This window comes from Glaciecola siphonariae (assembly GCF_042652645.1).
Classification (GTDB): domain Bacteria; phylum Pseudomonadota; class Gammaproteobacteria; order Enterobacterales; family Alteromonadaceae; genus Glaciecola; species Glaciecola siphonariae.
This window is the reverse complement of record NZ_JBHSGU010000009.1, coordinates 109,030-135,089: the sequence shown is the minus strand read 5'-3', so window position 1 is coordinate 135,089 and position 26,060 is coordinate 109,030. Positions and strand designations below refer to the sequence as shown.

The following is a 26,060-nucleotide window of genomic DNA, read 5'->3' as shown; positions in this document are numbered from 1 at the left end:
TTAAAATCGAACGAGTTACTTATTTAAACGTGTTACTTGTGTAATGATACTAGTGAAAAATTTAAAAGATAGTCAAGCAAAAAAGCGACTTTTACATGTCAGTTATTAGCAGTTTGGTGACTGAATCTACAATGACAAACGGGGGCTACTTGTCTAATCCGGACCAAATTTCAACAATGTTTTTTTTGGTTTTTCAGAAAGCCTGAGAGTCCGCAATGCGAACAAACCTGAATTTTAAATGTGATTTAATTCTCTGAAAAATCCAACCGGCCTTTGCGCAATACAGGCACCTTGCCACGGTAGCTAAAATTGCTGTTTCCTACCCTAATATGCAAATACCCATAATTTTTTTGGCAGCGTCGTTAAAATGAATCATCCAAGCAAAATTGATTGCCAGTCATTATTGTCAAAAAACATTGCTACAACATCGTCTTTTGCAATTGTGTAGGGCATCACCTAGCAGTAGACTGTTTCTTTTGCTTCGCTAGACATTGAATATGAACGCATTAAATATGAACGCATTGAACATGAACATTAGCGCGCTTTTTGCCGGTAAACCGCAGCCTTTTGGCCCACGTAAATCTCCTAGCAGCATCATCAAAACGGCTCATGAGTCGCTAAATGTTGTATCAGATGGCGCAACAGAAGATGAACAGGGCAATAAAAAGCTGCATGGCGGGCCGCAAATGGCACTTCATCAGTTTGCGCAGGCTAGCTATATCGCACTTCAAAACGCCTTTCCTAAAACAGCGTATTTAATGAGCATTGGCTCTATAGGAGAGAATATAAGCGCGGCGCACATGCATGAAGATAATGTGTTTATTGGTGATATTTATCAGATGGGTGAAGTGGTTGTGCAAGTTAGCTCGCCGCGAGCGCCATGTTCAAAAATAAATCAGCGCTATGGTCAGAAAAAAATCGACCTATTTATACTAGAGCATGGAATAACGGGTTGGTATTTTAGAGTATTGCAAAGCGGCGTTTTAAAGGTAGGCGACAGTATTGAATTAACCCATCGCAATGAACAGCCCGTATCAGTTAAAACCCTGATGCATATGAGCAAACCACCAGAGGGCATTAGTTTTAGTGAAGGGGAGCTGCAAGCTGCGCTTACCACCGAGGGACTAGCACCTGAATGGCAAGACAAGCTACAAAGGCGAATCAGTGCGCTAACGAGAGGATAAAATTACCTAAGCACTAGGCACTTTGTAAGTGCTTTAACTCTATATGCTCAGCCTCTGAGGGCGGTGCAAAATAAAAGCCCTGACCATGATCAATATTGAGGCTTTTACACAGCTTTAAATGCTCTTCGGTTTCAATGCCCTCAGCCACTACCGTCATATTCAAACGCTTTAGCATATTGGCTAGGGCTTCAAAAATAGCTAGGCGTTTTTCTTCACTCTCGTCCATTTTAAACAAGGACTTATCGAGCTTTACAATATTAATTGGGTAATTAATTAAATGGGCAATAGATGAATAGCCCACGCCAAAATCATCCAAGGATATTTTAAAACCATAGCTTGAAAGGGTTTCAATAGACTGTTTAATTGCAGATTGCTGCTCAAATAAAGCGGTTTCGGTAATTTCGAGCACGATTGTTTCTGGCTTGACGTGATAGTACTCTGCTCGCTCAATAATAAATTGCGTTACTTTTTCGCTTTGTAGCTGAACAGGTGAAATATTAATAGCAATAAATTGCGCATCCGAAACGCTTTTTTGCCAAATAGCAATTTGCGCAATGGCCTTATCAATCACCCATTCACCTATGGCATGAATATCGTTATTTTTTTCTGCCACCGGAATAAATTCATCGGGTAGAAAACTATCCACCATTTCGGGCCAGCGAATGAGTGCTTCATACCCTATATGATGACTATTTCGTAAATCGACCACTGGCTGGAAGTGCATTCCAAAGGCAGCATCGTCTAAATGCTTTTTCAAACCGACTTGTATATCGTACTGCCTGCTAAATTCTTTATGCATGCGCTCATCGTATACTTTTATCTGTCCTTTACCGGCTCGTTTGGCGGCATACATGGCTACATCGGCAAATTTAACCAAGCTTTCTTTGTCTTTTGCATGCAAGGGGAACATAGCAGCGCCAACGCTTGCATTGCACGACAGTTCATTCTCGTTAATATGAATCGCGCCTAGTAGCGAGTTATGAATGCGTTTGGCCACCTGAGCAACCTGTTCAGGTGTTTTGATACCTGTGAGTATAATTGCAAATTCATCGCCTCCGAGGCGCGCAAAGCCTTCATGGCGACGCAATAAATTTTTAATACGCGTTGAGAATTCAATCAACAGCCGGTCACCGGCATCGTGACCTAAGGAGTCGTTTACAAATTTAAAATTATCTAAATCGAGTAAAATTAATGCCACATCTACGCGTGTATTGCCGTCGTCTTGAATAAGCACAGAGAGGAGTTGGTTAAAGTGATGGCGATTAGACAAGCCCGTTAGCGGGTCTTTTTCCGCAATATGCTTTACATCTAAATAATTCTGATGCAGCTTATGCTCCAGCTCAAAACGCTTGTGTGCATGCACAATCGCTCGCTGCAGATTCAGTTTTTGTAATTCAGATTTAAGAATAAAATCTTGAGCGCCGGCCTCTAAACACGCTACCGCTAGTTCGTCACTGTCTGACGCACTCATCATCACGATAGCAACGCTGCCTAAATCAGCGCGCGCGCGAAGGGTGTGAACAAGCTCAATCCCGTTGCCGTTGGGCATCTTATAGTCGAGCAATATTACGTCAAAACTCTGCTCTTTAAGTTTTTCTAGGGCTTCAGCAACGGAGGTGGCCTCAATAATATTTACATTAAATGCATTTTCAGCAATCGTTCTTTTGATGATTTTACGGTCTGCAAAATCATCATCAACCACAAGTACATCAAGACCACGTCTCATTTCCATGCTAGCTACTCTTACTTATTCACGCTACTACAATAATGCCGAATTAATCGCTTACATTTAATCACTTAGCTGACTTAATACCTGGCGCGCCACATTATTAAATGGCCAATACACCACGAATTTAGTACCTCGCGGCCGATTGTCACCAACCTTAATATAACCACCATAATGCTCAACTAAGCGTTTTACAACACTTAATCCCATGCCCGAGCCCTCTACTTCGTCTCGTGGCTTTAGGGTTTCAAACAAATCAAAAATTTTGGCGCGATTCTCAACCGCAATTCCAGGCCCATTATCGAGCACCGTGATCACATTTGCGCTCTGATTACTGCGTACTTTTATTTGAATCTGAGCATTACCAGAGTCGTGATGTTTAATCGCATTGCTCATTAGATTGAGCAGCACAACACCAAAAGGTATCTCAGGCACCTTAACAACAGCATCGTCACATTTGACCACAAAACCCATGGGCAAATCCATAAGCGAAAGTAGCTCAATTACCTTTGACTTAACATTTAGCTCAACCGCCTCTTGATACTCTCTGCCAATGCGCGAGTAAGCGAGCAAGTCTTGTAATAGCTGCTCCATACGGTTTGCCCGGTTCATAACCAATTCTAAATTTTCTTGGCTGTCGCGCGGTAAAATACTGGCGCAGTCTTCCATAACCCAAGAAACTAATCGTTTAATTACGTTTAATGGGGCTTTTAAATCGTGCGAAGCAACATACGCAAAGTTGTTTAGGTCTTTATTTGAACGCTTGAGGTCCTTAATAATGACCTCACGCTCGGTGACGTCGGTGCTTGCTACCATCAAATAAAATTGATCGTCTTGTGCCACAAAACGCTGCCGTGTTGTTTGCAGCGTTAGCTCGTCGCCATTTGGCGTAGTGACGCTTACAATGTGCTCATGTTCCCCCTTTGAGCGCGTAATTGCTTCAGCCTCCTTTACCGAGGCCTGCACATTTTTGCCATTATTAGCCTCAAATCGCGTCAGTACGTCGGCACTAATAAGGTTTTTGAGCTGACTTTGACCGCACATTTGCAGCACCGCTTGATTGGCAAATACAACATCGCCATGGCTGTCTTTTACATAGATATAGTCTTTGTTTAAATCAAGTAGCTCTTTAAAAAGGCTTTCTGCATTCGCTGACTTTTTCAGCTTCACAGATGTTTGATTCTGACTTATCAGCAAAGTCACAATATCTTGCACAGGCGTCAGGTAATCGTTCGACCAAGCTTGATTGTGACTAGGCTCCCTAGCGTTTTGTGTGGGCTTGTTTTTCTCGGGGTCATTTTTCACAGAGACGTTGTTCACGGAGTCATTGTTCACGGAGACATTTTTCACAGAGTCATTAGTAACCTCTGCATCGTGCACTAGGCCTATAATAAATGGTGGGGATGTCAAAGCAGTTGATTGACATGCCACTAGTCGCAAAGCACAACCTTCAAAATCAGGCAGGTGCTGACCAAGTGCTAAGGTATGAATATTAAAAGGCAGAGTGTGGTCGTGAAATAACGCCGCGACGTTTTCAGATTGATTCAAAAGCGCTGGAACATCTAACTTTGCTAATTGCTCGTGCTTTTTGCTGTTGCTTACTCGCGTTGGCAGATGCATAAGTGCGCTGCCGCGCTGATAAATAAAAACATAATCGCTCTGGCAACTGAGACTCAATAAATTTAATAAAGCAGAAAAATCAGAGCTAAGCATTATCGCCAAAACGGGCCGTATACGGCTTTTACAGAGGGTATAATGATACTATGGTAAATCCTCTCTTGGCTCAAGAGAGGATTATATAAGTGATTATTGTTTAATCAATTGCGCCTATGCGATTTCAAACAAGCCTGCCGCACCCATGCCGCCGCCTATGCACATGGTTACTACAACATACTTTACGCCGCGGCGCTTGCCCTCAATAAGCGCATGGCCGGTGGTGCGCGCTCCGGTCATACCATAAGGGTGACCAATACTGATTGCGCCGCCATTAACGTTGTAAATATCTGGGTCGATGCCAAGCTTGTCTCGACAGTATATAGCTTGGCAGGCAAAGGCTTCGTTAAGCTCCCATAGACCAATATCGTTAATCGATAAACCATGTAATTTTAATAATTTAGGGATAGCATAGATAGGACCGATGCCCATTTCTTCTGGCGCGTTCCCCGCTACCGCCATGCCGCGGTAGATACCTAATGGCTGCAAGCCACGTTTTTCGGCCATTTTGCTTTCCATCAGCACGCAGGCAGATGCGCCATCCGATAGCTGAGATGCATTTCCTGCGGTAATAAGACCGCCATCTACCACCGGTTTTAAATTTTGTAAATCGCCAAGCGTTGTTGAAGGGCGATTCCCTTCATCTCGGCTCAAGGTAACTTCTTCAATGCTTACCTCTTTTGTTTCTTTGTTCATCACGCCTTTGGTTGTTGTAATAGGCACAATTTCATCATCGAACTTACCAGCTGCCTGTGCGGCTGCCGTGCGTTGCTGTGAACTTAGTGCATATTCATCTTGCACCTCACGTGAAATGTTATATGTTTTTGCTACATGCTCGGCAGTAAAAAGCATGGGCATATAGGCGTGTTTTTCATGAGCGGTGACGTTTTTATCCATGCTCTGACTGGCCCATTCAAAATACTTTTGCTGCACTTCACTGATATTGTCTTGACCACCTGCTACCACCACATCCATGCCGTCAACCATGATTTGCTTGGCTGCCGTTGATATTGCCATTAGTCCAGATGAGCACTGACGGTCAATAGTTTGCCCCGATACAGTATTAGGCAATCCAGCGGCTAGCGTTGCCAAACGAGCAATATTGCCACCAGCGCTGCCTGCATTTAACACCGACCCGATAATCACGTCATCAATCATTTCACCTTCAACGCCGCTGCGCTGCACTGCATGTTTAATAGCATGTGCGGTTAGGGTAGGTGATTGCGTGTTGTTGAATGCGCCTCGAAATGCGCGGCCTATTGGCGTTCGTGCAGTGGATACAATGACGGCTTCTTTCATGATGCTTCCTAATCAGTTTGTATAAGTCTCATCATCATAGACAAATTCTCTTATAAACCGCATTTATATTTTTTATCCAACTGCATGGAGATAGTTAATAGATGACGATAGAGCGCTAAGCAACATCCATAAAAAAACCCGCTTACCAAGGCAAGCGGGTTTTTCATGTTTAACGCTGTTAGTGATTAAGCTTCAGCAATGATCTGAAGTTTAATTGCAGCCATAACGTCTGAATGAACTTGTACGTCAATTTCGTACTCGCCTGTATCGCGCAGCGTACCAGTAGGTAGCTTCACTTCGGCTTTTGTCACTTCAACACCGGCAGCCGTGATTGCATCAGCAATGTCACGTGTGCCCACAGAGCCGAATAACTTACCTTCGTCTCCCGCTGGAGCTGCTATTACTACAGGCTCCAATGCGTTAAGTTTTTCGGCGCGCTGCTGTGCCGCGGCTAAATCGCTAGCGATTTTAGCTTCAAGCTCTGCACGGCGTGCTTCAAACTTTTCAACGTTTGCTTTGGTCGCTGGTACTGCTTTTCCTTGCGGGAATAAGAAGTTACGAGCATACCCTGATTTTACTGTGACTTGGTCACCTAGACCGCCCAAGTTGGCGATTTTGTCTAGTAGAATGATATTCATCTTTGCTACCTCTTAATTGCCAAACTTACTTGTGAGAGTCAGTGTAAGGTAACAAGGCTAAGAAGCGCGCGCGCTTGATGGCCGTTGATAGCTGACGCTGATACTTTGCACTGGTGCCGGTAATACGGCTAGGGACAATTTTGCCACTTTCAGTGATGTAGTTTCTTAGCAAAGAAATATCTTTATAGTCGATTTGCTCTACACCTTCGGCAGAGAAACGACAGAACTTACGACGTCTAAAAAAACGAGCCATTATTCTTCTCCCTCAGTTGCATCAGTGCTTGGCGCTTCGGTTGCTTCAGCAGGTGCTGCTGGAGCAGGTCTTTCACGACGCTCTTCTCTGCGCTCTTCCTTCGCCATTGGCGATTGCTCAGTCACAGCCGCTTTTGTGCGCATAACTAAGTTACGCAAAACGATGTCATTGTAGCGGAAAGCTGTTTCTAGCTCTTCAACGGCTTCGGCAGTTGCTTCAGCATTGATAAGCACATAGTGAGCTTTGTGGAGTTTTTCGATTGGATAAGCCAACTGACGACGGCCCCAATCTTCTAAACGGTGGATAGCTCCGCCGTCTGCTTCTAGAATACCTTTGTATTTTTCAATCATACTAGGTACTTGTTCACTCTGATCAGGGTGAACCATAAATACGATTTCGTAATGACGCATTACTGCTCCCTACGGTTATAGTCTCGGATAGTGCAATCGGCTATATAGAGACAAGGAACTTAGGATGTTGATTGCAAGGGCGCGGATAATACAGACAAATACAGCCAAGGGCAAGCAGAATATACACTGGCGCTTAAAAAAGACCAGTGTATTGATTAATAAATGAGCTGAGGCAAAGCAATAGAAACTGGCTTAAATCACCTGCATTACGTGCAGCACACCCACATCAGTTTGCTTAATTGAGACTTTATCACCGGCTTTAATGGGTACATCAGACAGTAAGCGCCATGTTATCCCTGAGTATTCATAGGTAGGCATTTTATCAAGCGGCTGTAGAGGGTCGATGTCTGCTGGACACACGAAACTCACCCCAACTAAGTCGTTATCGGCACGCTTGGTATCTACATTTGACTGCAGGCCTTTGAGCTTTTTCCATAGCACAAGCGCAAACAGCGCCGTGAATATGCAGATACTCATTAGCGATGCTAGCCACGTGTCTGGAATGACCGCAAAATACACCAACCCTGAGGTGACGATAGTCGCCAAACCAATAAAGAATACAAAGAAAGTGCTAAACCCTAATACGAGCACCTCAATTGCGAGCAGTATCAAGCCAAGCACTAAAAGTGTCTCGGCATAATGTTCAGAAAACCATTGCATAAACCTGTCTCCTTAACGTCTAGTTTAGCAAGCGAGCCCTTAAGCGCCTTTGCCCGATTGAAGTGCCTGAATAATGGTGGTGGCCTGTGCCACAACCGAACCTGCCTCTGTGCTTGAATCTGGCAATAGAACCACCGAAGACTCTTTTGCAATCGCGTGCTTAGCTTCAATCGCTTTGGTGGCAAGATCAAGCTCAATGGCTTTTTGCCCTTCTTCGGTGTTGGCTGCTTCACCTACTTTTTGAAGCGCTTCAGCTTGTGCTTCTGCTACCGCAACAATAGCCGATGCCTCACCTTGAGCGCGTAAAATTTGCTCTTCGCGGTCCGCTTCAGCGGCGAGTACAACCGACGCCTTTTCACCCTCTGCACGGTTGATAGCGGCTTGGCGATCACCTTCTGATTCTAAAATTTGCGCACGCTTAACCCGCTCTGCCTTCATTTGCGCTTCCATCGCTTCCATTACTGAACTAGGTGGAATGATGTCTTTGATTTCATAACGCATAACCTGAATGCCCCAAGGGCCAGCGGCGGTGTTAATGGCACTCACAATATTCGTATTTAGAATATCGCGCTCTTCAAAGGTTTTATCTAATTCCATTTTACCTAACTCAGACCGCATGGTGGTTTGCGCAAGCTGCGTCACTGCAAATACATAATCCTCAACGCCATAAGTGGCTTTGTACGGGTCAAGCACCCTAAAATAGAGCACGCCATCGACTGACAGCGAAATATTGTCTTTTGTGATTGCACTTTGCTCGGGCACGTCGACCGCTTGTTCTTTTAGCGAGCGGTCAGCAGAGATTCTGTCAATAAAAGGTAAAATGAAATTTAAACCGGCCTCTTTAGTGGACTGGTATTTACCAAAGCGCTCAATAATGTAGGCGCGGTTTTGAGGCACAAATTTTATCGATGTTTTTAATAAGATAATAATGAGTATGATAAGAGCGACTTCTGCCCTAAACAAAATATCTAATATAGCTTCCATGTCTTTTCCTTAATAAATACTGAGGTAACGGTCGGATGACAATCCCGACCGAGCAAAAGGTGTACGCAGCGTCACTTCTGCGGCAATTTATATTACTGTTTGTGCTTCGCCCGCGCTAGTAGTTTGTTGTAACATTGTGTGCTCAGGCAGCTTCTCTCATCAACGCTAGGATAATCCATGAGCCAACAACGCATCGCGCAGCTAAAAACCGCCTTTAATTTACAAGCTCATCCTGAGGGCGGCTATTATGCTGAGCAATATCGAGCCGATACTACGGTTAATTCGCCAGTAGACGGGATGCCGCGCTCTAGCATGTCGCACATTTATTTTTTGCTTACAAAAGGCGACGTAAGCCGCTGGCATAAAGTACTGCATGATGAGATTTGGAATGTATATGAAGGAGCGCCCCTTCGCATTTTAAGCTTACGTGGCCAAACACTTACCGATGAGGTGATTGGCAATCCAGCACCTAATCCTGCACCTAATTCTGGCGAGGAACTCGACAACAACAAGCTCGAGCCTGGCCTTGAGTATTTTAAAATCATTGAAGGCGGCGACTATCAAGCGGCTGAAAGTACCGGTGAATATACATTTGTTGGCTGTACCGTCGCGCCAGGATTCGAATTTACAGATTTCTCTTACATTGAAGATGACGCGACAAAGACCATTGTAGAGGGTAAGAAGCGCGACTACGCTAAGTTTTTATGAGGTAGCCGCGCGTAGGTATGCCATTTTATGCTAATCGCCGCTCTATTAGGGTAACCACGCATAGCTAAACTTCATAAACAATGACTGATTGTCGGTCGCTAAACGATTCAAGGCGTCGTTGTCGTAGGCCGATTGAGAATAGCCTAAAAAGAACTTAGTCAATGGATTGACCTTGTACGAATACAAAAGCTGAAACCCTAAGTTACGGCTTTTTTCGTCAACCTCAACTATGTAGTTTGAAGCGTTACGTTTGATGTCTGAGAAGGCAACGATTAAGCGCAAAAACTGCCTTGGGTCAAACTGATAGGTAATGCGGGTATCAATCAAGTTTGCCACAAACAAACTTTGGTTAGCGGAATCAAGCTCGCTATAGGTATAGTCCAAGCTTACGCTGGTGTTGGTGCCAAGATTTAAGTCAAAGCCGCTTTCAGAGAACACTTCTTCACCTAAACGATTGTTGCTTAAATCAACCCTATCGCCCATGCGCCAAAAACTGTAAAACTCAATTAACGAATTAGGCTGCATTTCAATAAAGGCATTCACAGCGGTTTCTTCAAACTGCGTGGTATTGCCGTCAATCGCAAGATTACTTGGGTCTTGTCGGAGCCCAACCCGCGTGCGGTTTACCCAGCCAAGTTCAAAATATGACTGTAAGTCAGCATTGACTCTTATTTGGCCCTCTAGTTCTTTTTCAATCAGCTCACCGTTGTCATTGTGCGTGATATCCCAATCACCATCTATTTGCACGCGGTTCCACCAGCTTTCTTCGTTGTACCATCTATAGCCCCCGCCAAAAATATAGCGCTGACGGTCCACATTGTTGTTAAATCCTAGGTCTGCTCTAAAATCTGCTTGGTCGACAACGCGGCGAGCTCGCACAAAATAGTCTTCATTCACTCGCTCATAAAAAATCCGATACGACAAACCGTTTAAGGTGTCTTGCGCCTGAGTACGCAAAGCCGGCTCGCTGAGCTCAGACGCTAACTGGCAGTCATTATCACAAAACTGCTTAAAGAGCTCTTCTGGATAGTCGGTAGAGGAGTGCACTAGCTGCACGCGTAAAGTGTCTTGCTCGCTTATGCGGTAACGGCTATCTATGCCGCTAACAATATTCTGATAAGAGTCCGAATTTCGTACTGTGCTGACCAAACCTAACGATAAGTCGTCTGAATAGTCAAAACGATAACGCCCTGCAAAATTCACTGATTTTTCTTCCAGCGTTGCGACCGACGAGCCGCGATTGCCTGGTATGATAAAGCTAGTGGATGCATCATTGGCCACAAATACACCCACAGAATGCTTTTGAACGCGGCCGGTTAATTTAGCACCGTAGTCAGGGGCGTTAATATTACGGGTATATACAAGATTTTGGATGGATGAGAAATAGTCTGCATTTTCTACAAAGAAAGGACGCTGCTCGCTAAAAAACAAATTAAAGTTATTGTTAATATTAAGCTGAGCTTCGTCTGCTTCGACCTGCGAAAAGTCGGGATTGAGCGTGCCTGAAAAGGTAAGCTCAGGCGTGATCCCCCAATTAACATCCAGCCCCACTTCTTGGTTATTGTCATACTCCCAGTCACCGTTTTCTAGCGGATCTCGCGAGCGGCTCACGCCGGCGACAGCAGTGGGAACAATGGTGATTTTCTCGCCTTGCTTAGCATCCTTAAAGCCACTTACGGCCCCCATCTGACAGAGTGTGCACGCGTTATCTCTATCAAAACGCACATGTGAAATTCGGTAGTTGTCTTTGCGCGGATAAAAGCGCACAAATTCGACGCCCCATGTTTTCTCGCCATCGACTTCTAGAAAGTTCATAAGCCTAAGCGGAATGCGCATTTCAACAACAAAACCGGCGTCTGTTAGCTGTCCGGCCGATTCCCAAATACCGTTCCAACTGGCGCTTTCATTGCCCGTCATTTCGTTTTCAATGGCGTCGGTTTGCACGCCTAAGGGGTTTACAAAAAACTGATATGCGAGGCGACCGTCATTGTAGGGGTCTAGTTTAACGCCCACCAAATCTTCACCAAAACTACGGTCGCGGTCGCGCAAAAAGGCGCGAATAGCATCAGGGTCTGGGTCAGACGAAATGAACGCAACGATGAGTTCGGTGCCGTTTTCAAAAAATTTTACGCGGGTGTTTACCGGTGGCGTGGCATTTTCAAAAGGGCGCGTCACATAATCTAACGATACTTCGCCAGATTGCTGCCATACCGCATCGTCAAGGCTTCCATCAATCACAACGGCAGACTGCAGATTTGGAATCGATAAATTGTCTGCGCCAACGGCCTTAAAGGCAAATAAGGCAGTCATCGCGAGCAACGCGAGCATTAAAAGTCGATTAAACATAATTTGAGTGCGAGTAATAAATCTGGCGCGGATATTAACGCAATTTAATTCTAAAGTCTTAATGCTAAGCCCTATTTTGTTCACATCATTGCTAAAAACCGAGCTGGTCAGACAGGCTGTTTTCTCATTGGCAAGAGACATAATATCCCCTATGCTTTACGCTCAAATAATACCTATAAGGATATGAAGCATGACCGACCCCGTTTTAGAAACCAAAGACGATACCTCTAGCATGGCCAAATTGGTCTATATTCTTTATTTAGCCAGCATAATTGTTGGCTTAACTGGCATCATTGGTGTTGTGATTGCCTACATCAAGAAAAACGATAGCCCTGAGTGGTTGCGCTCGCATTTTCAATTTCAAATTCGTACTTTCTGGATTGGTTTTCTATACATCTTTATCGGTTCGTTACTGATGTTGGTACTGGTCGGTTATTTAGTGCTTATTTTCTTTGTCGTCTGGCTAATTATCAGAAGCGTAAAAGGCTTCTTACTGATTGATAAAAAACAAGCCCATCCAAACCCGACAAGCTGGTTCTTCTGAGTTCTGGGTGCAGATTTACCCTTAATACCGACGTAATATTTAAAAAAACCGAGCTCAACTCGGTTTTTTTATGCATTTTTATCTAGGCCTCAAAAATCAGGCAGCGGCCAGCTCATCAAGAATGTGCATCACTTTGTCACTAGCCGCTTCCATGGCGTGCAAATGACTTATCGCTTGAACCTTATTGCCATCTGCCATTGCGCGTAGTGCATTAACGCCCTCTTGATGGACTTGTTGATGCGGTCTTTCAAGGCTTCTGAAGCTTGCATGTTTAGCAATGTCGCTTTGCGACTGCGAAGCGTACCACCTGCCTAAGCGACAGCTGTGATGGTCACTAAGCTCGTCGGCACGTTTAGCCTCTAAGCCACACACACCGGCGTATACTTCTGCCTTCCATACTATATGATCAAGCTTGACCGTTTGAATAAATGATAGATGTGAGGAGTAAGAAATGGTGGAGGTCATGCTTTCACATTTACTCACAATCGCATGATAGTGAGTATTTAGCTGATTCACGCCTTGTGACAAACTTTGATTATTTCCGCTTATCTCGTCAACCGAGCCAACGGCTGATTTAGTCGAATGCAGTATGCTACTAACAAGCTCGGCTACTTCACTGGCTGACTTGTTGGTTTCAGTTGCGAGAGTTCGCACCTCGTCGGCGACTACGCTAAATCCTCGGCCAGCATCACCCGCTCGGGCTGCTTCAATTGCGGCGTTCAAAGCCAGTAAATTGGTTTGATCAGAGATGTTAGCGATGGTCGAAACAAAGGTATTGATGCTGTCGGCGGTGTCAGACAAGCCGGTAATGCTAGTGGCCATGCCGCCCATTTTAGTGCCCATTTGGTCCATAGCCGATAAAATGTTAGACAACTCAGTGCTCGACACTGCAAACAGATCGTTTATTTGTTCTACCGCTTTTGATTCGTCATCTATACGTTCAAAAGAATGAAGCACGGTTTCCCTAATGCCCTCTATTTGACGCATGGCACCGATGGCGCATTTAAGTAGCTTATCGTCGAACCCGTCAGCCTGCGTTTGCGATAAATTAGCAAACGCGTCTTGCATGCTTGCACTTTCGCTTCGTAGCGCTTGATTATCGGCCTCAAGGGCGGCAATTCGAGCCTTCAGGGCCTCGTTTTCTTTTAATACAGTTTTATGGTGGCTGGCCAGAACTAACATGGGTGCAACATTCCTCGAGAAGAATAATGGATATCAATATCGCGATTTACAGTATGTATTCTGTTCAAAAGCTAGCACAACGACCTTGATTGCTAGTGGCAATTATTGATGAGAATACGGCATAGTGTTTATATCGGACATAACGATAAAAACATTAAATGATGCAAGACTAACGCCAAAAGCGAAAGCTACCCGACAGGCACAGCAAATAAGGTAATAAAGGCTAGGATACACGCCATAAGAGTAAAGAATAGCTTTAAGCCAATATTGCTCGTGACGGTTAAGGCCACTAAACACTGCAAGAAGTAATAAAGCGCAAAAGCCCGCGAGGCCAGCGCCAGCACCGTGAAAGTGTCGACGGTCCACGTCAGTGCCACCGCCGCCATACCAATTAGTAGGTAGGCTAGTTTTTCTGGCACTTTTTTATTACTAAGCTCATTTAGATTGCCCGCCGCGGCTAAAGTATCTGCCACTGCGGCAGAAAATTGACTCAAGGTTGCCGCCAAAATTAAAGGCGCCACCAAAAGTGCAGCGGTATAGCCAACTAACTCAATTAAACTATTGTCGTTATAAACACCGTTGAGAAGATGCACAGCAGGAAGAGTAAGTGCGACAAAGCTCAGATACACAACTGTCGCGATTATCTGGGAGAGACGAGAAGAGGCAACTCTTATTTTACTGGGGTAGCTAGCGCCTAAGTATCGACTTGTTTCAAAGCCTTGCACAACAATGAGGGTGCCCGCCAAAATAGTGAGTATTTGCCAATTTGAATACGCATTTGTTTGCGGCATTTGAAAAGACTTACCACCGCTTAGAAGCGAACCGTCGTAGTAAGCAAACGCTGCGCATAGCACAATGATAATAGCCAGCGTGACATATAACGCCCACTTCTCTAGTTTCTCTAATGGTTGCAGGCCTTTTGTTAATCCAATTAAGGTGATAAACACAATCACACAAGTGGTTAGCATATCGTCTGCAAAGTGCGATTCGATATCGAGACCTGCGAGCACAAAAGCCGACAAAATATGTAGGTAAAGACAAACAGAAATAACGTAAGCGACAATAAGAGCAACATCCGACAAGCGCTCTAGGCTTAGCGTAATCTTTGAGGCGCCATTTTGAAGCGCAAGCTCAACGGATAAAATGTTATGCCTGATGACTTCGCCAACTAAAAAAGCGAGTAAACAAATTGCCGCCATCGCAAACACAGAAAACTCTCCAACAGCACCCGCAAGAATAGGGACAATAACTAAAAATCCGCTGCCAAAGATTGATGCAAGAGGGGTGGTGGTTGCCGATATTAACTGTCGCAATTTCTGGTCCTTTTGAGTAATGTGCCCTGCATTACCTCATGTTGTTATTGAATGCTGGCCATGCGAAGCGCCTGCTCTATACTCGCAACTTTCAACGCGAATTCACCGGGGCGACTGTCTGCTAACATAAACCCGAGCTGCTGAATATCCTCAAAGGATAATTGCGGCGCGCCTTTTACCAAGCGTCCTCTGAACTGCGGGGTAAAGTCAGCGGCGGTGAAACTCAAGGTGGTTTCTTCGCCTTTTACCGTTTCGAAATTGGCCACATAAGCAACGCCGTCCATAAACCGATTGGTTAGTAGTCTAAACTGATAATCACGGCCGTCGCCGATTACTTTGATTTGTATCGCTTGATTAGTCAACCAGCTTTTAGGGTCGTATACACGACGAATAGACGCGAAGCCGCCGTTGTTTTTCAAAGAAAGGGTGCCAGAAAACACGAGCATATTGTCTTGCAATTGCATCTGGGCGCGTGAGCGACCACCCATCACGGTGTCGTTAACAATCACCCAGTTCTCGAGCTCCGCGATGGTCTCGAATGCTATCGCCGGGCTAGCGGGCAATTTGTCAGTAGTTGCTTTATCGTTGGCGAAACTCTCTTTGCTCATACTCCCCATAATTGCCATTCCCATGATAAAAAATAAAACCGTAACACTCACAACTTGAGTATAAACTGATAAATTGCGCATTTGTTGTTTGCCCCAGCATTCCACTGCCTAAGATTTAGTGCAATTTATAAGGCTCAGCGCTATTATTTGTTCAGTCGTCACGCTTACTGCTACTAGGAATTGACTCACTAGATGTTAACAAAACCTGCCATCCACGTTACCAACCTGCACTTTCGCTACCAAGATAATGGGCAAGAGCTTCTGAACATCCCTGATTGGCAAGTTGAACAAGGCCAGTCTTTGTTTATATCAGGGCCTTCAGGCAGCGGCAAAAGTACCTTGCTGAATTTAATCTGCGGAGCATTGGTGCCTACTAGTGGCAATATCGACATTTTAGGCGGCGCTTTTAGCCAATTAAGAGGAACTCAGCGCGACGCTAAACGTGCAAAACACATTGGCGTGGTCTTTCAGCAGTTTAACCTTATTCCCTATCTAAGTGTGCGGCAAAATATTCAGGCAGCGGCATACTTTGCTGGCGCAGTTAAGCAGAACCTTGATGTCCGCTTGCTCGACTTTTTTACGCAATTACAGCTCGAGCCTGCCCTCCTCGACCGACAGGCTTCTTTGCTTAGTGTCGGTCAGCAGCAGCGAGTGGCCATCGTGCGCGCCTTGATCAATTCACCAGAAATACTGGTTGTTGATGAACCGACATCTGCACTTGATGCCAACGCTAGAGACGCCTTTATGGAGATGTTACTAAAGCTTACCCAAACCAATAAAAGCACCTTGCTATTTGTGAGTCATGACAGCGCTCTTGCCGGCTATTTTGAGCAGCACATCAGCATGGCCGAACTATCCACATTAGGCGCTGAATCACTATGATTTTATCTATTGCTTTAGGCAGTTTACGCAGTCGTCGTAGCGCAGTTTTACTCACACTGCTATCGATGTTAGTAAGCGTAAGCCTGCTGCTGAGTGTTGAACATATTCGAAGCCAAGCTAAGCAAAGTTTTAGCCGCACAGTATCTGATGTCGACATAATTGTGGGGGCTCGAACCGGACAAATGAACCTGCTGCTATACTCGATTTTTAGAATTGGCAGCCCTAGCAATAATTTATCTTGGGACAGCTTTGAAGCAGTTAAAAATGCGAATAACGTCGCTTGGGCTATACCGCTTTCTTTAGGTGATTCACACCGTGGATATCGCGTTGTAGGCACCAATGAAGACTATTTTACCTATTACAAATACGGGAATAAGCAAGCATTGAGCTTTGAAGATGGCAACATATTTTCAAGTCCCCTAGAGGCTGTGATTGGTGCTGAGGTGGCGCGTAAGCTCAACTATGAAGTCGGTGATTCGCTGGTAATATCGCATGGCATTGGCCACACCAGCTTTCATCACCACGATGATTCACCTTTTACCGTAGCAGGCATATTAACACCTACAGGCACGCCGGTAGACCAAACCGTGCACGTTAGTCTTGCAGGTATTGAGGCAATGCACATGAGCGAGGCCGACCAAGAGGCACTATTAGCCAATCTTGCCGCCGGCGAGACGCCAGAATTTAATATACAAAGCGTGAGTGCTGTCTTGGTAGGTTTAGAATCTAAAATAATGGCGCTCAGCGCGCTGCGAGATATAAATCAATATAGGGGCGAGCCTTTAAGCGCCATCTTGCCCGGAATCGCACTGGCCGAGGTGTGGAAGTTGGTAGGTAACGTAGAGAATCTTCTGCGCCTAATTTCTTTTTTGATTTTAATTTCATCTTTACTTGGTATGGCCACCATGCTGCTCACTTCTATTCGCGAGCGCAGTCGTGAGCTGGCCGTGCTGCGGGCCATTGGCGCAAGCCCCATTGCTATATTTATTTTGATTCAAGCCGAGGCCTTACTTATTGCCCTTAGCGCTTGCGTATTGGCGATGGGGCTGGTTTACGGTAGCTTGATCTTAGGTAGTCAGTGGTTGAGTCAGCAATATGGCTTGTTTATAGAGGCTAGTCTTTTCAACCTGAACACGCTGGGTATTTTAGCATTAGTTTGCGTAGCCACACTCATTATTGCCTGCATACCTGCTGTTGGCGCGTGTAAACAGGCTCTCCAACAGGGCTTACAGGTAAAGTAAACTTTAGGGCGCGCCCTATGAAATTTTCATAATGCGATTGCTAAACAACCCCAGTTTACTTACACCGAGGGTCGGCGCACAATGAGGGCTTATAACCATACATACTCACTCACTAACGCGTTGAATATATTATGAATATACCTCTCATATCTCTTAACAGGCTCTCGCTTAGCGTGTTTGTGCCTCTGTCTTTGTTAGTCACTGTGCTAACAACAGGATGCTCACCCGCTCAAGAGGCAAGCACAGTAAATGATGCTTCCTCACAAATGACATTGGATACGCTTGAAAACAAAGCAGACGAACCTAAACGCCCAAATATCGTGCTCATTCTTACTGACGACCAAGGCTATGGCGACACATCTGGTTTTGGGCAAACGCAATATGAAACACCAAACATTGACAGTATCGCCGAGAACGGCGTCATGCTTAGCCATTTTTATGTATCGCAACCCATTTGCAGCACCTCTCGCGCCTCTATTTTAACCGGCGCCTATGCTAACCGCTTGGGGATAAGTTATGCACTGTTTCCAACCGCACTAACAGATGGGCCGGCTGTGGGCCTCAACCCAGATGAAGAAACACTGCCTGAATTGCTCAAAGAACAAGGCTATGCAACAGGCTTGTTCGGCAAGTGGCATTTAGGCGATGTGTCTCCCTTTTTACCTACCGAGCACGGCTTTGATACCTATTATGGCATTCCTTACTCTAACGACATGTGGTCGGGTAATGTCAACAAAAATTACGACTTCGGGCCGTTGCCAGTGTTTGACCAAGACCAAATCGTAGAGACTCTGACTGACGATCAATCAAACTTAACCAAAAACATCACTGAACGCAGCGTTGCTTTTATTGAAAAAAACGCAGCATCGCCTTTCTTTTTGATGCTTGCTCATCCACAGCCTCACGTGCCGCTTTTTGTATCAAAAGAGTTTGAGGGTAAATCGGGGGCTGGCCTTTATGGCGATGTGATCATGGAAATTGACTGGTCGACTGGGCAACTTATCGACGCATTAAAGCGTAAAGGCGTTTACGAAAATACCTTAGTGATTTATATGTCAGATAACGGTCCATGGTTAACCTATGGCAACCATGCCGGCTCGTCTGGTGAATTACGTAACGGCAAGCAGAGTACGTTTGAGGGAGGCGTACGCACGCCTGCTCATATTCAATGGCCTGCTGGCTTGGCAAAACAGGATATCGTCAGCACACCTATGATGACCATCGACTTGTTGCCCACATTGGCGAAACTCACCGGAGCACGCCTACCTGAAAAGGAAATAGACGGTAAAGATATTTGGCCTATCATAAGCGGCAAACAAAGCGAACCTGCCCACGAGGCCTACTTTTTTTACTTTCACCATAATGATTTGAGCGCCGTCAGATATAAGCAATGGAAGCTTTACTATCCTCACCGCTACAATCTTGTTGAACAAATCGGAAACAACGGCAACAAAGGCAAAAGCGGCTTTGTAATGCTCGACGCAATTAAACTCTATGACCTCGACAACGACCCGAGTGAAACCGTGGACTTAAGTGCTGAACGACCAGATATTGTCGCTGAGATTGAAGCGCTCGCCGACATAAAACGAGCTGAGCTTGGAGACGATTTACGCGGCATCAAAGGCAGAGAAAATCGTCCAATGGGCTCTTTGTAAATAGGCTCAGCTCTGGATAAGCATTTGCATTAAACCTTATTGACTTCGACTAAGCCAAAGCGCGTGCCTTGTTTTCCTTCTACAAGCACGCGGCATTGGCCCCATGACTTCGGAATATCCCATACAAACTCCTCGGCCACAGTAAACTTCTCCCGATGCGTGTCGCATCTTACCTCTACGGTGTCTAAGCTGCCTTGTATGTCGGCAAAGGCAAACTTATTGCGTGCCAATGAGTGGAAATAACTGCCTGTCTCGTCCAAATCCACAACTACAAAGAAGTTTTCGTCTGAAGCGATAAATTCCTGAACCTCATCAATAGTAGGCTGGAGCGGCGCTAGGATAGCGTCTGCATTTTCTAGCTCTCGTATTTCGGCTACCGTTTGCATCGCCTCTGCGAATAAATTCTGTTTTAGCTCTAGCGAGAACATGCGCTGGTACATATAGGCATAGTACTCAGGACTGAAAATTGCGTCCTTGCTCCCAATAAAACTCGAACTCGACAATAAGCGCCTAATACTTGCCAGCTCTCGTTTTTCATCGCCCAACTCTTTGGCAACGCGGGCATCTAAACTAAAGGTCCATACGTTTTCGTAGCGATTACGATAATCGCCTTGTGCTAACTCTTGCACCAGTTGATCTGCGCTGGCTACATCACCACTTTCTAGTTTTTCATCGGCTTCTCGATACTTCACAGCATAACGACGCGAGGCACCTCCTTTTCCTGAAAGCGCAAAGCTCATTATAACCTCTTGATGACATTGCTCAGTAGGCTCGCCATTTTTTATTGCCGGCTCAAAGGTCCATCCCTTAATTGCACTCATCGCGGCTCGTTTAAAGCTTCTATCACCCGCATAATCTTCTACAACTGGGTCTTGCACATTGCCTTGGGTGTCTATGACGTAACTTAATTTTACCCAGCCTTCTCTTTTTCCTCGGATAGCACTTTCTGGGTAACGAGGATTTTTTCGCTCTTTAATTTCCGCAGGCTTGTATGCGGTGATTTTTTTGACCTCGTCAGGACTAACTTGCTCAAGCGCTTTTTGCTCAAGCTCATCACAGGGAAGCAGATTGTCTTCGGGGATGGTTTGCGCCTGGACAAGGCTAAAAAAACCCAACCCTACAACAAGGCTAAAGACGCTTGTTATTACAAACCTACCGGTGATACTTTTATTGATTTTTTTAGGCGCATTTGTAGAGATGCTTTTAAACGTAAAGAGTCGACAAATCATAATTAAATATCCATATTTGGGTAATCTATCAATAAAGCGAGTATTATTTTAACACTCACTCATAAGCCTAGCTCAAAAAACGGTGCTCGGCATTTAACTTCAGTATAAAGCGATGAGGTGGCAATGAGCAAAACAAATAATATGCTCAAAAAGGAACATAGCAAAACGCCGAAGTGGCTTGGCTATTTAAGAGATGCCGCTGTGTTGCTAATAGTCATAGCAGCCATTATGTATTGGCAAACCCGCGATATGCTCGCAAGCGACGGCAGTATGCGCGTACAACAGCAAAATTTGGTGAGCCTCAACGGAAACGTAGTGCCCCTATTAGCAGAAAACAAACCTACCTTGGTGTATTTTTTTGCCCCTTGGTGCTCTGTTTGTGCCTTGAGCATTGGGAACTTGGCGTATCTAGATGAGCATAAAATCAATGTGGTGGTAATCGCTTTAGACTACCCTAATCGAGAGGCAGTCGAGCAGTTTGTAGATGAACATGATGTGAGCTCCACCGTGTTGTTCGGTCACGATACTTTAAAAACCCAATTTCAAATTCAGGGCTACCCCAGCTACTATCTCATTAACACTAAACAAGAGGTGATAAGCAAATCTTACGGCTACTCAACAGCGATGGGCTTAAAACTACGCGAGGTATTTGGCACCTAGTAAGCACATCAAAGTGCAATATTTTTGCAACAAAGTGCATAAGGCATCACGGGACGATTCGTGCTTGTTTTAAGCTTATAGTTTTACAAATATCTTTTTCTTGTAGAGCCAAAGCGCTAGCAAATAAAAGCTCATCATAAACAACACTGCAAAGCTTAAAGACGCCAGCTTTGGCGGCAATGTGCCCGCAAGGCCACTGTATAAAAAACCTTTTAAACTTTGCGTCTGCCCGTTCACTTCAATATTAATTAAGTAAAGCGCTCTGGCCACAATACCGGCTAATACAAAAAGTAATATAGGATTGGAGCCATACACTTTGAGCGCATGTAAAGCAAAGCGAAACCGTAAACTATCCCACAAGAAAATGATTAATGCTAAACAAATGCATGCAATCCCGCTTGTCACTAACACATAGCTACTGGTCCATAAGCTTTTGTTGATAGGATGTACAAGGTGCCACAGCACACCTAGTCCAATGGCAACTATTCCCGCGAGCAGCAAAAACTTAATCTTTTGCATGGCATGGGCGCAGGTTTGTAGTTTTAATGTCACTAAGTATCCCGACAAGCAGGTCACTGCGGCAGGGAGTGTACTGAGCAGACCTTCAGGGTCAAATGCAAAACCAAGTCCTTTCCACATATGCGCCTCACCAAAAACCATGAGGTCAATTTGTCTTGGTAAATTACTCTGCATTGCGTATGGGTCGGTACCAATATCTGAGCCATACCATGCCATTGCCGCCCAATAGGCCAGCAAGGTTGCTATGCCAATAAAAAGCAATTGTTTGGGTCGATAGTAACGAAGTAATACGGCGACTAAAAAATAACACAAACCAATGCGTTGCAGCACACCCGGCAGGCGCCATTCAGATAAAGATTGCTGAAATGGAAAAGCGCTTAATAATATTCCAATGGCAATCAGTAAGAAGCTACGCCTATATATACTTAGCCAGTCAAATTGCCTATTGGCAATTGCGGCCTTAAACGAATACGCCATTGCCGCTCCCACCACGAACAAAAAAAATGGGAAGACCAGATCGGTAGGCGTCAGACCATGCCATGAAGCATGCAGCAGGGGCGAGTACACTGCTCCCCAATCACCCGGATTGTTAACAAGCAACATACCGGCTAGTGCAAGGCCTCGCAGCACATCAAGTGCATCTATACGTTGCGTATTGCTCATGGGCGTAGTCCCTACCTTCGACTCTAAAAACGTTTGAAATTAAATTGTTGGAAAACAACTCGCAAGCAAATACATCACCAGCCCCGTTTAAAATTTTGCAGCTTCGACGTAAACACGTATTTGTCACCACGATATACACTGCGGGTAAATTCAAGGGGGGTGTCATCTTGCAAAAAAGTATATCGTTCAATGCGCAGCACCGCGTCGCCTTCTTTTATCGACAGTAAACCCGCCTCAGTAGGCGATGCAACAGACGCTGTGACTTTTTGCAGACCATTTACTGGCGCACAACCATTATTGTTTAGGGCATGATAGAGGGAGTCGCTGATGTCGTCTAAATTTGGCAAGAACTTAGCCGGAATAATGGCATTTTCTATGCCCATGGGCGTATTATTCGACAAGCGAATTCTGCCCAAACGACATACTTCGCTGCACTCAGGTAGTCTCAGTGCACTTGCCTCCTGTGGCGTAGCCTGCGCATGAGTTTTAGCCAGCCAAATAGAGCTGGGCGCCACACCTAAATTACGCATTTCGTCGGTAAAACCCGACAAATCTTCACCTTTGTGCTCAATTCGATTGCTTATAAAAGTGCCAGAGCCCTGTCGGCGAAACAACAAACCCTCATCAATCAACTGGTCGATAGCTTTTCGCACGGTGACTCGCGACGCCCCGGTTTTTTCACGCAGCAAACGCTCAGATGGAATTGCGTCGCCGCTGGTGACTTCACCGGTTAATATAATTTTTCGTAAGTCATTTGCCAGTTGCTGATAAAGCGGCGTAGAGCGATTCCAATCACCACCGATTTGCTGTAACAATGCGTCTTTAATAATCATTACCTCAACTGAGTCAGATTAGGGGAGCAGAGCCCCCCTAAGCGTTTCTCTTGTTTTATAACGTGTTTGTTATTAAGTCCAACCTTTTACGGTCTAAAACGAAAGGTCATACCAATAGTGCGGCCAATCACATCATAATCGCTAACCGTGCCAAAGAAGTTTCCACCTGCCTCAGGAATCGGTGGCTCTTCATCGAATAGGTTATCTATGCCAAAGGTAAGCTCATATTTATCTGCAAATTTGTAAGTGGCAGCAACGTCAATATAACTCTGCGAACCAATCGTAATGCTGTCGTCTAACGCAGCACTCACTTCTCCAATAAAGCGCCAGCCTATTTGTACGTCTATCGCCTCTACTGAAAAGTCGACCCATGCTCTATGACGATAATCAGCTTGTACAATACTGGCAAAGTCACCTGTACATGACGTGCCAAAAGTCCCTTTACAGTCAAGTGCTGCAACGGTTGCGTTATTTTGCCGACTCTGGTCGTTCACGATATTGCCTTGGTAACTTAGCTGTAAATTTTGCACGCTTTCACCGATATCACCAAACCCATAACGCACGCCCACATCAAAACCAGATTGAGACAGTACTGCCAAATTAAAATCGTTCACCAATGTTTGACTAATGAGGCCGGTAGCCGGGTCTCGCAGCACCGCGCCGCACAGTGGGTTTCCTTCACTTGGGTCATCAATGTAACAACTGGTTAGTGCCGCGATTGGCTGAATTTGGCTAACCGCATCGGTAATCTCAATATCGTAATAATCGACGGTAATGGCCAAATCACCTAATGCAGAGGGGGTGAACACCAAACCCATGCTGGTTGTTTCTGACTCTTCTGGTTCAATGGCATCGTTTCCACCAAAGGTATAGATAGCTTGGGACGTATCAAAAGTAGTGCCCGGCGCCGCGGCACCTAAACGCTGGCATTGCGCACTATCGCCGCGACCGTCTAAGCATGGGTCGCCGTCAAAGCGACCACCCAAACGCGGAATAAACGATGGGCTGTTTGGATCAAACAAAGCCAGTGAAAGTGCGACCTCAGGTCCTGCAAACTCACCTAAATTTGGCGCACGGATGGCGGTTTGCCGAGTTGCCCGCACTCTTAAATCTTCGGTTATCGCCCACGACACCCCTACCTTGTTTGTGCTGGCAGAATCTACATTAGAATAATCTGATTTACGGTAAGCGCCTTCTACCGAAAGCTCTTTAACAAAAGGTAGGTCTTTTAAAACAGGTATTAACACCTCGCCATAAAACTCTTTAGTGTCGAAACCTGCGTCAATAGCAGATATGCCTCCCAGACCATAAGCAGTTCCACCAGCCAATGCAGCACCGGGCGTTTGAACGCCCTCTTCATCTCTATATTCATAACCTACAGCAAATCCAATGGCGCCCGCTGGCAATTCAAAGAAGTCACTTGAGTCACCCGATATATTGAGGTTTACAACCGACTGAATGCGCTCACGGTTTGAATGAATAAGCGTTGAACTTAAATCGCTTAAGTCTGTTGGTCCAAAGATATTGCGCGTATTGGCAATATTTTGAAAATCAGAACGAATACCATTGTTGTAGACTTTAGCCGTGCCGTCGGTGCGACCGTATTGTCCGTATATATCCCACCCTATAAAGTCGGTTATATCGCCTCTAAAGCCCACCTGAAACTGCAATGTGTCACGCACCGTCCGGGTTTCTTGTAAGCCAAATCCAAGGTTTTTTTGCACAGCAACTGCAGCCTGACCGTTAGCGTCAAAGGTTAGTTGGCTTCGTATGGCATCGTTCAAAAACGGGTTATCAGCAGCAATGTTGATCTGCTCATTAACCGTTACTGGGGTTTGTCCAGTCGAACCGGCTCCTGTCACGCGCACTTGGGTAAACATAGCACGTCCATACATTTCAACGGCATCTTCAAACAGCTCATAGTTAAAAAAGACATTACCCGTTAAACGCTCAAGGGGCTGCACTAAGTAACGCTGCGGCGTGATATTGGTAGTTTGCGCTTGATTCACCAAAGTACCGGCATCGTCAAAAGCAAAGCTGTTCCCGCTTGTAATATCGATAAAATTACCGCCGCGTCCGGCAACATTTGTGGGTGAGCCTTGCGTAAAATCGCGCTCGCCTGCCAACAGCTCTTCACGTTTTGAATAGCCCACGTAGGCAGTCACGTTGCCTCGGCCGTTATCGATACTGGTTCCCATTGTCGCATCAATATTAAAGGTTTCGCCGCCACCGTCGGTAAACTCGTATCCTGCGGTCGTTTCAAATCCTTCGTACTCATCGTCAAGAATAAAATTTACGACGCCGGCAACTGCATCTGCGCCATAAACAGCAGCTGCGCCACCTGTGAGGACTTCAACACGCTTGATTAAGCCAGCAGGGATGGCGTTTACATCAACAGCATTTCTGAAACTAAAGGGCACGATACGCGAACCATTGACCAATACCAATGTGCGGTTTTGCCCCAAACCTCTTAAATCGATGGTGGAGGAGCCTAACGAATCACCCACGGTTGCGCCGGTGCTATTTGCACCCGCTGCCGCTTGGGGCAACTTTCTAATAATGTCTTCTACGTTAACCACTTGGTCAGTTTCAAGCTGTAGCTCACTTACCGTAAATACTGGGCTGGTGGCCGTTAACTCCGTCCTCGCGATTCGAGACCCGGTAATTTCAACAACTTCAGCGTTGTCGCCCACTGAGTCATTGTCTTGTTGTGAATTGGCATTTGCGCTAAGTAGCATTGAGCCCGATAGAGCAAATAAAATACATTTAGCGAGCGGTTTGAGTGGGTAAGTCTTCATAATAATCCCTTT

General features: G+C 45.4%; 23 protein-coding genes. 7 read left to right on the top strand and 16 right to left on the bottom strand.

Translation table 11 applies throughout. The features are described 5' to 3' along the window. Positions 1-512: 512 nt before the first annotated feature. Positions 513-1,184, top strand: coding sequence for an MOSC domain-containing protein (locus tag ACFO4O_RS14555; protein ID WP_382409825.1), 672 nt, complete (start codon positions 513-515; stop codon positions 1,182-1,184). 13 nt (positions 1,185-1,197) lie between these two features. Here ACFO4O_RS14555 and ACFO4O_RS14550 read toward each other — a convergent pair whose 3' ends face one another. From ACFO4O_RS14550 to ACFO4O_RS14515, 8 genes are all read right to left on the bottom strand, one after another. Further along, on the bottom strand, positions 1,198-2,916 hold the full coding sequence (locus tag ACFO4O_RS14550) for a putative bifunctional diguanylate cyclase/phosphodiesterase (RefSeq protein WP_382409823.1): 1,719 nt from the start codon (positions 2,914-2,916) through the stop codon (positions 1,198-1,200). 57 nt (positions 2,917-2,973) lie between these two features. Then, on the bottom strand, positions 2,974-4,623 hold the full coding sequence (locus ACFO4O_RS14545) for a PAS domain-containing sensor histidine kinase (protein WP_382409821.1): 1,650 nt from the start codon (positions 4,621-4,623) through the stop codon (positions 2,974-2,976). A gap of 114 nt (positions 4,624-4,737) precedes the next feature. Beyond that, positions 4,738-5,922 (bottom strand): acetyl-CoA C-acyltransferase, encoded by a 1,185-nt coding sequence (locus tag ACFO4O_RS14540; protein WP_382409819.1) that lies wholly within the window; start codon positions 5,920-5,922, stop codon positions 4,738-4,740. A gap of 185 nt (positions 5,923-6,107) precedes the next feature. Continuing rightward, positions 6,108-6,560 (bottom strand): 50S ribosomal protein L9, encoded by a 453-nt coding sequence (gene rplI, locus ACFO4O_RS14535; RefSeq protein WP_382409817.1) that lies wholly within the window; start codon positions 6,558-6,560, stop codon positions 6,108-6,110. Between the two features lie 25 nt (positions 6,561-6,585). Beyond that, positions 6,586-6,813: a 30S ribosomal protein S18 gene (gene rpsR / locus ACFO4O_RS14530; protein ID WP_382409816.1), complete on the bottom strand. Its 228-nt coding sequence runs from the start codon at positions 6,811-6,813 to the stop codon at positions 6,586-6,588. After that, entirely contained in the window at positions 6,813-7,223 is a 411-nt protein-coding gene (gene rpsF, locus ACFO4O_RS14525; RefSeq protein WP_382409814.1) for a 30S ribosomal protein S6, read from the bottom strand. Before rpsF ends, rpsR begins: the two co-directional genes overlap by 1 nt. 192 nt (positions 7,224-7,415) lie before the next feature. Further along, positions 7,416-7,883 (bottom strand): NfeD family protein, encoded by a 468-nt coding sequence (locus ACFO4O_RS14520; protein WP_382409812.1) that lies wholly within the window; start codon positions 7,881-7,883, stop codon positions 7,416-7,418. A 39-nt stretch (positions 7,884-7,922) separates the two neighbouring features. After that, complete coding sequence (locus tag ACFO4O_RS14515) at positions 7,923-8,867, bottom strand: SPFH domain-containing protein (protein WP_382409810.1); 945 nt, start codon at positions 8,865-8,867, stop codon at positions 7,923-7,925. A 177-nt stretch (positions 8,868-9,044) separates the two neighbouring features. On the opposite strand from ACFO4O_RS14515, the gene ACFO4O_RS14510 reads away from it, so the two are divergent. Then, positions 9,045-9,575 (top strand): cupin domain-containing protein, encoded by a 531-nt coding sequence (locus ACFO4O_RS14510; protein WP_382409808.1) that lies wholly within the window; start codon positions 9,045-9,047, stop codon positions 9,573-9,575. 45 nt (positions 9,576-9,620) lie between these two features. Here the strand turns inward: ACFO4O_RS14510 and ACFO4O_RS14505 are convergent, their stop codons facing one another. Then, positions 9,621-11,921 (bottom strand): DUF5916 domain-containing protein, encoded by a 2,301-nt coding sequence (locus ACFO4O_RS14505; protein WP_382409806.1) that lies wholly within the window; start codon positions 11,919-11,921, stop codon positions 9,621-9,623. 190 nt (positions 11,922-12,111) lie between these two features. Here ACFO4O_RS14505 and ACFO4O_RS14500 point away from each other — a divergent pair, with 190 nt between their 5' ends. After that, a complete protein-coding gene (locus ACFO4O_RS14500; RefSeq protein ID WP_382409804.1) occupies positions 12,112-12,465 on the top strand; it encodes a DUF4870 family protein in 354 nt (117 codons plus the stop codon). Between the two features lie 96 nt (positions 12,466-12,561). Here ACFO4O_RS14500 and ACFO4O_RS14495 read toward each other — a convergent pair whose 3' ends face one another. The 3 genes from ACFO4O_RS14495 to ACFO4O_RS14485 form a co-directional block, all read right to left on the bottom strand. Next, positions 12,562-13,647 (bottom strand): methyl-accepting chemotaxis protein, encoded by a 1,086-nt coding sequence (locus ACFO4O_RS14495; protein ID WP_382409802.1) that lies wholly within the window; start codon positions 13,645-13,647, stop codon positions 12,562-12,564. Between the two features lie 188 nt (positions 13,648-13,835). Beyond that, the gene (locus ACFO4O_RS14490; RefSeq protein ID WP_382409800.1) at positions 13,836-14,960 is read right to left on the bottom strand and encodes a hypothetical protein; all 1,125 of its coding nucleotides are present in this window, start codon (positions 14,958-14,960) and stop codon (positions 13,836-13,838) included. Positions 14,961-15,004: 44 nt separating this feature from the next. Then, entirely contained in the window at positions 15,005-15,649 is a 645-nt protein-coding gene (locus ACFO4O_RS14485; RefSeq protein WP_382409798.1) for a CIA30 family protein, read from the bottom strand. Between the two features lie 111 nt (positions 15,650-15,760). Between ACFO4O_RS14485 and ACFO4O_RS14480 the strand changes: the two genes are divergently transcribed. From ACFO4O_RS14480 to ACFO4O_RS14470, 3 genes are all read left to right on the top strand, one after another. Beyond that, entirely contained in the window at positions 15,761-16,450 is a 690-nt protein-coding gene (locus ACFO4O_RS14480; RefSeq protein WP_382409796.1) for an ABC transporter ATP-binding protein, read from the top strand. Continuing rightward, a complete protein-coding gene (locus tag ACFO4O_RS14475; RefSeq protein ID WP_382409794.1) occupies positions 16,447-17,691 on the top strand; it encodes an ABC transporter permease in 1,245 nt (414 codons plus the stop codon). The genes ACFO4O_RS14480 and ACFO4O_RS14475 overlap by 4 nt, the downstream gene beginning before the upstream one ends. Positions 17,692-17,822: 131 nt before the next feature. Continuing rightward, positions 17,823-19,346, top strand: coding sequence for a sulfatase family protein (locus tag ACFO4O_RS14470; RefSeq protein ID WP_382409792.1), 1,524 nt, complete (start codon positions 17,823-17,825; stop codon positions 19,344-19,346). Between the two features lie 29 nt (positions 19,347-19,375). Here ACFO4O_RS14470 and ACFO4O_RS14465 read toward each other — a convergent pair whose 3' ends face one another. After that, the gene (locus tag ACFO4O_RS14465) at positions 19,376-20,575 is read right to left on the bottom strand and encodes an energy transducer TonB (protein ID WP_382409790.1); all 1,200 of its coding nucleotides are present in this window, start codon (positions 20,573-20,575) and stop codon (positions 19,376-19,378) included. A 123-nt stretch (positions 20,576-20,698) separates the two neighbouring features. On the opposite strand from ACFO4O_RS14465, the gene ACFO4O_RS14460 reads away from it, so the two are divergent. After that, entirely contained in the window at positions 20,699-21,235 is a 537-nt protein-coding gene (locus ACFO4O_RS14460; RefSeq protein ID WP_382409788.1) for a redoxin family protein, read from the top strand. Positions 21,236-21,310: 75 nt separating this feature from the next. On the opposite strand, the gene ACFO4O_RS14455 is transcribed toward ACFO4O_RS14460, so the two are convergent. The 3 genes from ACFO4O_RS14455 to ACFO4O_RS14445 all read right to left on the bottom strand — a co-directional run bounded on the left by ACFO4O_RS14455 (position 21,311) and on the right by ACFO4O_RS14445 (position 26,048). After that, positions 21,311-22,417 (bottom strand): acyltransferase family protein, encoded by a 1,107-nt coding sequence (locus tag ACFO4O_RS14455; protein WP_382409786.1) that lies wholly within the window; start codon positions 22,415-22,417, stop codon positions 21,311-21,313. 74 nt (positions 22,418-22,491) lie between these two features. Beyond that, positions 22,492-23,250, bottom strand: coding sequence for a GntR family transcriptional regulator (locus ACFO4O_RS14450; RefSeq protein WP_382409784.1), 759 nt, complete (start codon positions 23,248-23,250; stop codon positions 22,492-22,494). 86 nt (positions 23,251-23,336) lie between these two features. Then, the gene (locus ACFO4O_RS14445) at positions 23,337-26,048 is read right to left on the bottom strand and encodes a TonB-dependent receptor domain-containing protein (protein WP_382409782.1); all 2,712 of its coding nucleotides are present in this window, start codon (positions 26,046-26,048) and stop codon (positions 23,337-23,339) included. Between the last annotated feature and the right edge of the window lie 12 nt (positions 26,049-26,060).

Excerpts from the sequence above, each read along its gene's own strand:
- ACFO4O_RS14450 (WP_382409784.1), bottom strand. The coding sequence starts at position 23,250 with ATGATTATTAAAGACGCATTGTTACAGCAAATCGGTGGTGATTGGAAT.
- ACFO4O_RS14515 (WP_382409810.1), bottom strand. The coding sequence starts at position 8,867 with ATGGAAGCTATATTAGATATTTTGTTTAGGGCAGAAGTCGCTCTTATC.
- ACFO4O_RS14500 (WP_382409804.1), top strand. The coding sequence starts at position 12,112 with ATGACCGACCCCGTTTTAGAAACCAAAGACGATACCTCTAGCATGGCC.
- ACFO4O_RS14540 (WP_382409819.1), bottom strand. The coding sequence starts at position 5,922 with ATGAAAGAAGCCGTCATTGTATCCACTGCACGAACGCCAATAGGCCGC.
- rplI (WP_382409817.1), bottom strand. The coding sequence starts at position 6,560 with ATGAATATCATTCTACTAGACAAAATCGCCAACTTGGGCGGTCTAGGT.
- ACFO4O_RS14455 (WP_382409786.1), bottom strand. The coding sequence starts at position 22,417 with ATGAGCAATACGCAACGTATAGATGCACTTGATGTGCTGCGAGGCCTT.
- ACFO4O_RS14495 (WP_382409802.1), bottom strand. The coding sequence starts at position 13,647 with ATGTTAGTTCTGGCCAGCCACCATAAAACTGTATTAAAAGAAAACGAG.
- ACFO4O_RS14475 (WP_382409794.1), top strand. The coding sequence starts at position 16,447 with ATGATTTTATCTATTGCTTTAGGCAGTTTACGCAGTCGTCGTAGCGCA.
- ACFO4O_RS14555 (WP_382409825.1), top strand. The coding sequence starts at position 513 with ATGAACGCATTGAACATGAACATTAGCGCGCTTTTTGCCGGTAAACCG.
- ACFO4O_RS14550 (WP_382409823.1), bottom strand. The coding sequence starts at position 2,916 with ATGGAAATGAGACGTGGTCTTGATGTACTTGTGGTTGATGATGATTTT.
- ACFO4O_RS14470 (WP_382409792.1), top strand. The coding sequence starts at position 17,823 with ATGAATATACCTCTCATATCTCTTAACAGGCTCTCGCTTAGCGTGTTT.
- ACFO4O_RS14480 (WP_382409796.1), top strand. The coding sequence starts at position 15,761 with ATGTTAACAAAACCTGCCATCCACGTTACCAACCTGCACTTTCGCTAC.
- rpsR (WP_382409816.1), bottom strand. The coding sequence starts at position 6,813 with ATGGCTCGTTTTTTTAGACGTCGTAAGTTCTGTCGTTTCTCTGCCGAA.
- ACFO4O_RS14485 (WP_382409798.1), bottom strand. The coding sequence starts at position 15,649 with ATGCGCAATTTATCAGTTTATACTCAAGTTGTGAGTGTTACGGTTTTA.
- ACFO4O_RS14445 (WP_382409782.1), bottom strand. The coding sequence starts at position 26,048 with ATGAAGACTTACCCACTCAAACCGCTCGCTAAATGTATTTTATTTGCT.
- ACFO4O_RS14465 (WP_382409790.1), bottom strand. The coding sequence starts at position 20,575 with ATGATTTGTCGACTCTTTACGTTTAAAAGCATCTCTACAAATGCGCCT.
- ACFO4O_RS14460 (WP_382409788.1), top strand. The coding sequence starts at position 20,699 with ATGAGCAAAACAAATAATATGCTCAAAAAGGAACATAGCAAAACGCCG.
- rpsF (WP_382409814.1), bottom strand. The coding sequence starts at position 7,223 with ATGCGTCATTACGAAATCGTATTTATGGTTCACCCTGATCAGAGTGAA.
- ACFO4O_RS14545 (WP_382409821.1), bottom strand. The coding sequence starts at position 4,623 with ATGCTTAGCTCTGATTTTTCTGCTTTATTAAATTTATTGAGTCTCAGT.
- ACFO4O_RS14520 (WP_382409812.1), bottom strand. The coding sequence starts at position 7,883 with ATGCAATGGTTTTCTGAACATTATGCCGAGACACTTTTAGTGCTTGGC.
- ACFO4O_RS14510 (WP_382409808.1), top strand. The coding sequence starts at position 9,045 with ATGAGCCAACAACGCATCGCGCAGCTAAAAACCGCCTTTAATTTACAA.
- ACFO4O_RS14505 (WP_382409806.1), bottom strand. The coding sequence starts at position 11,921 with ATGTTTAATCGACTTTTAATGCTCGCGTTGCTCGCGATGACTGCCTTA.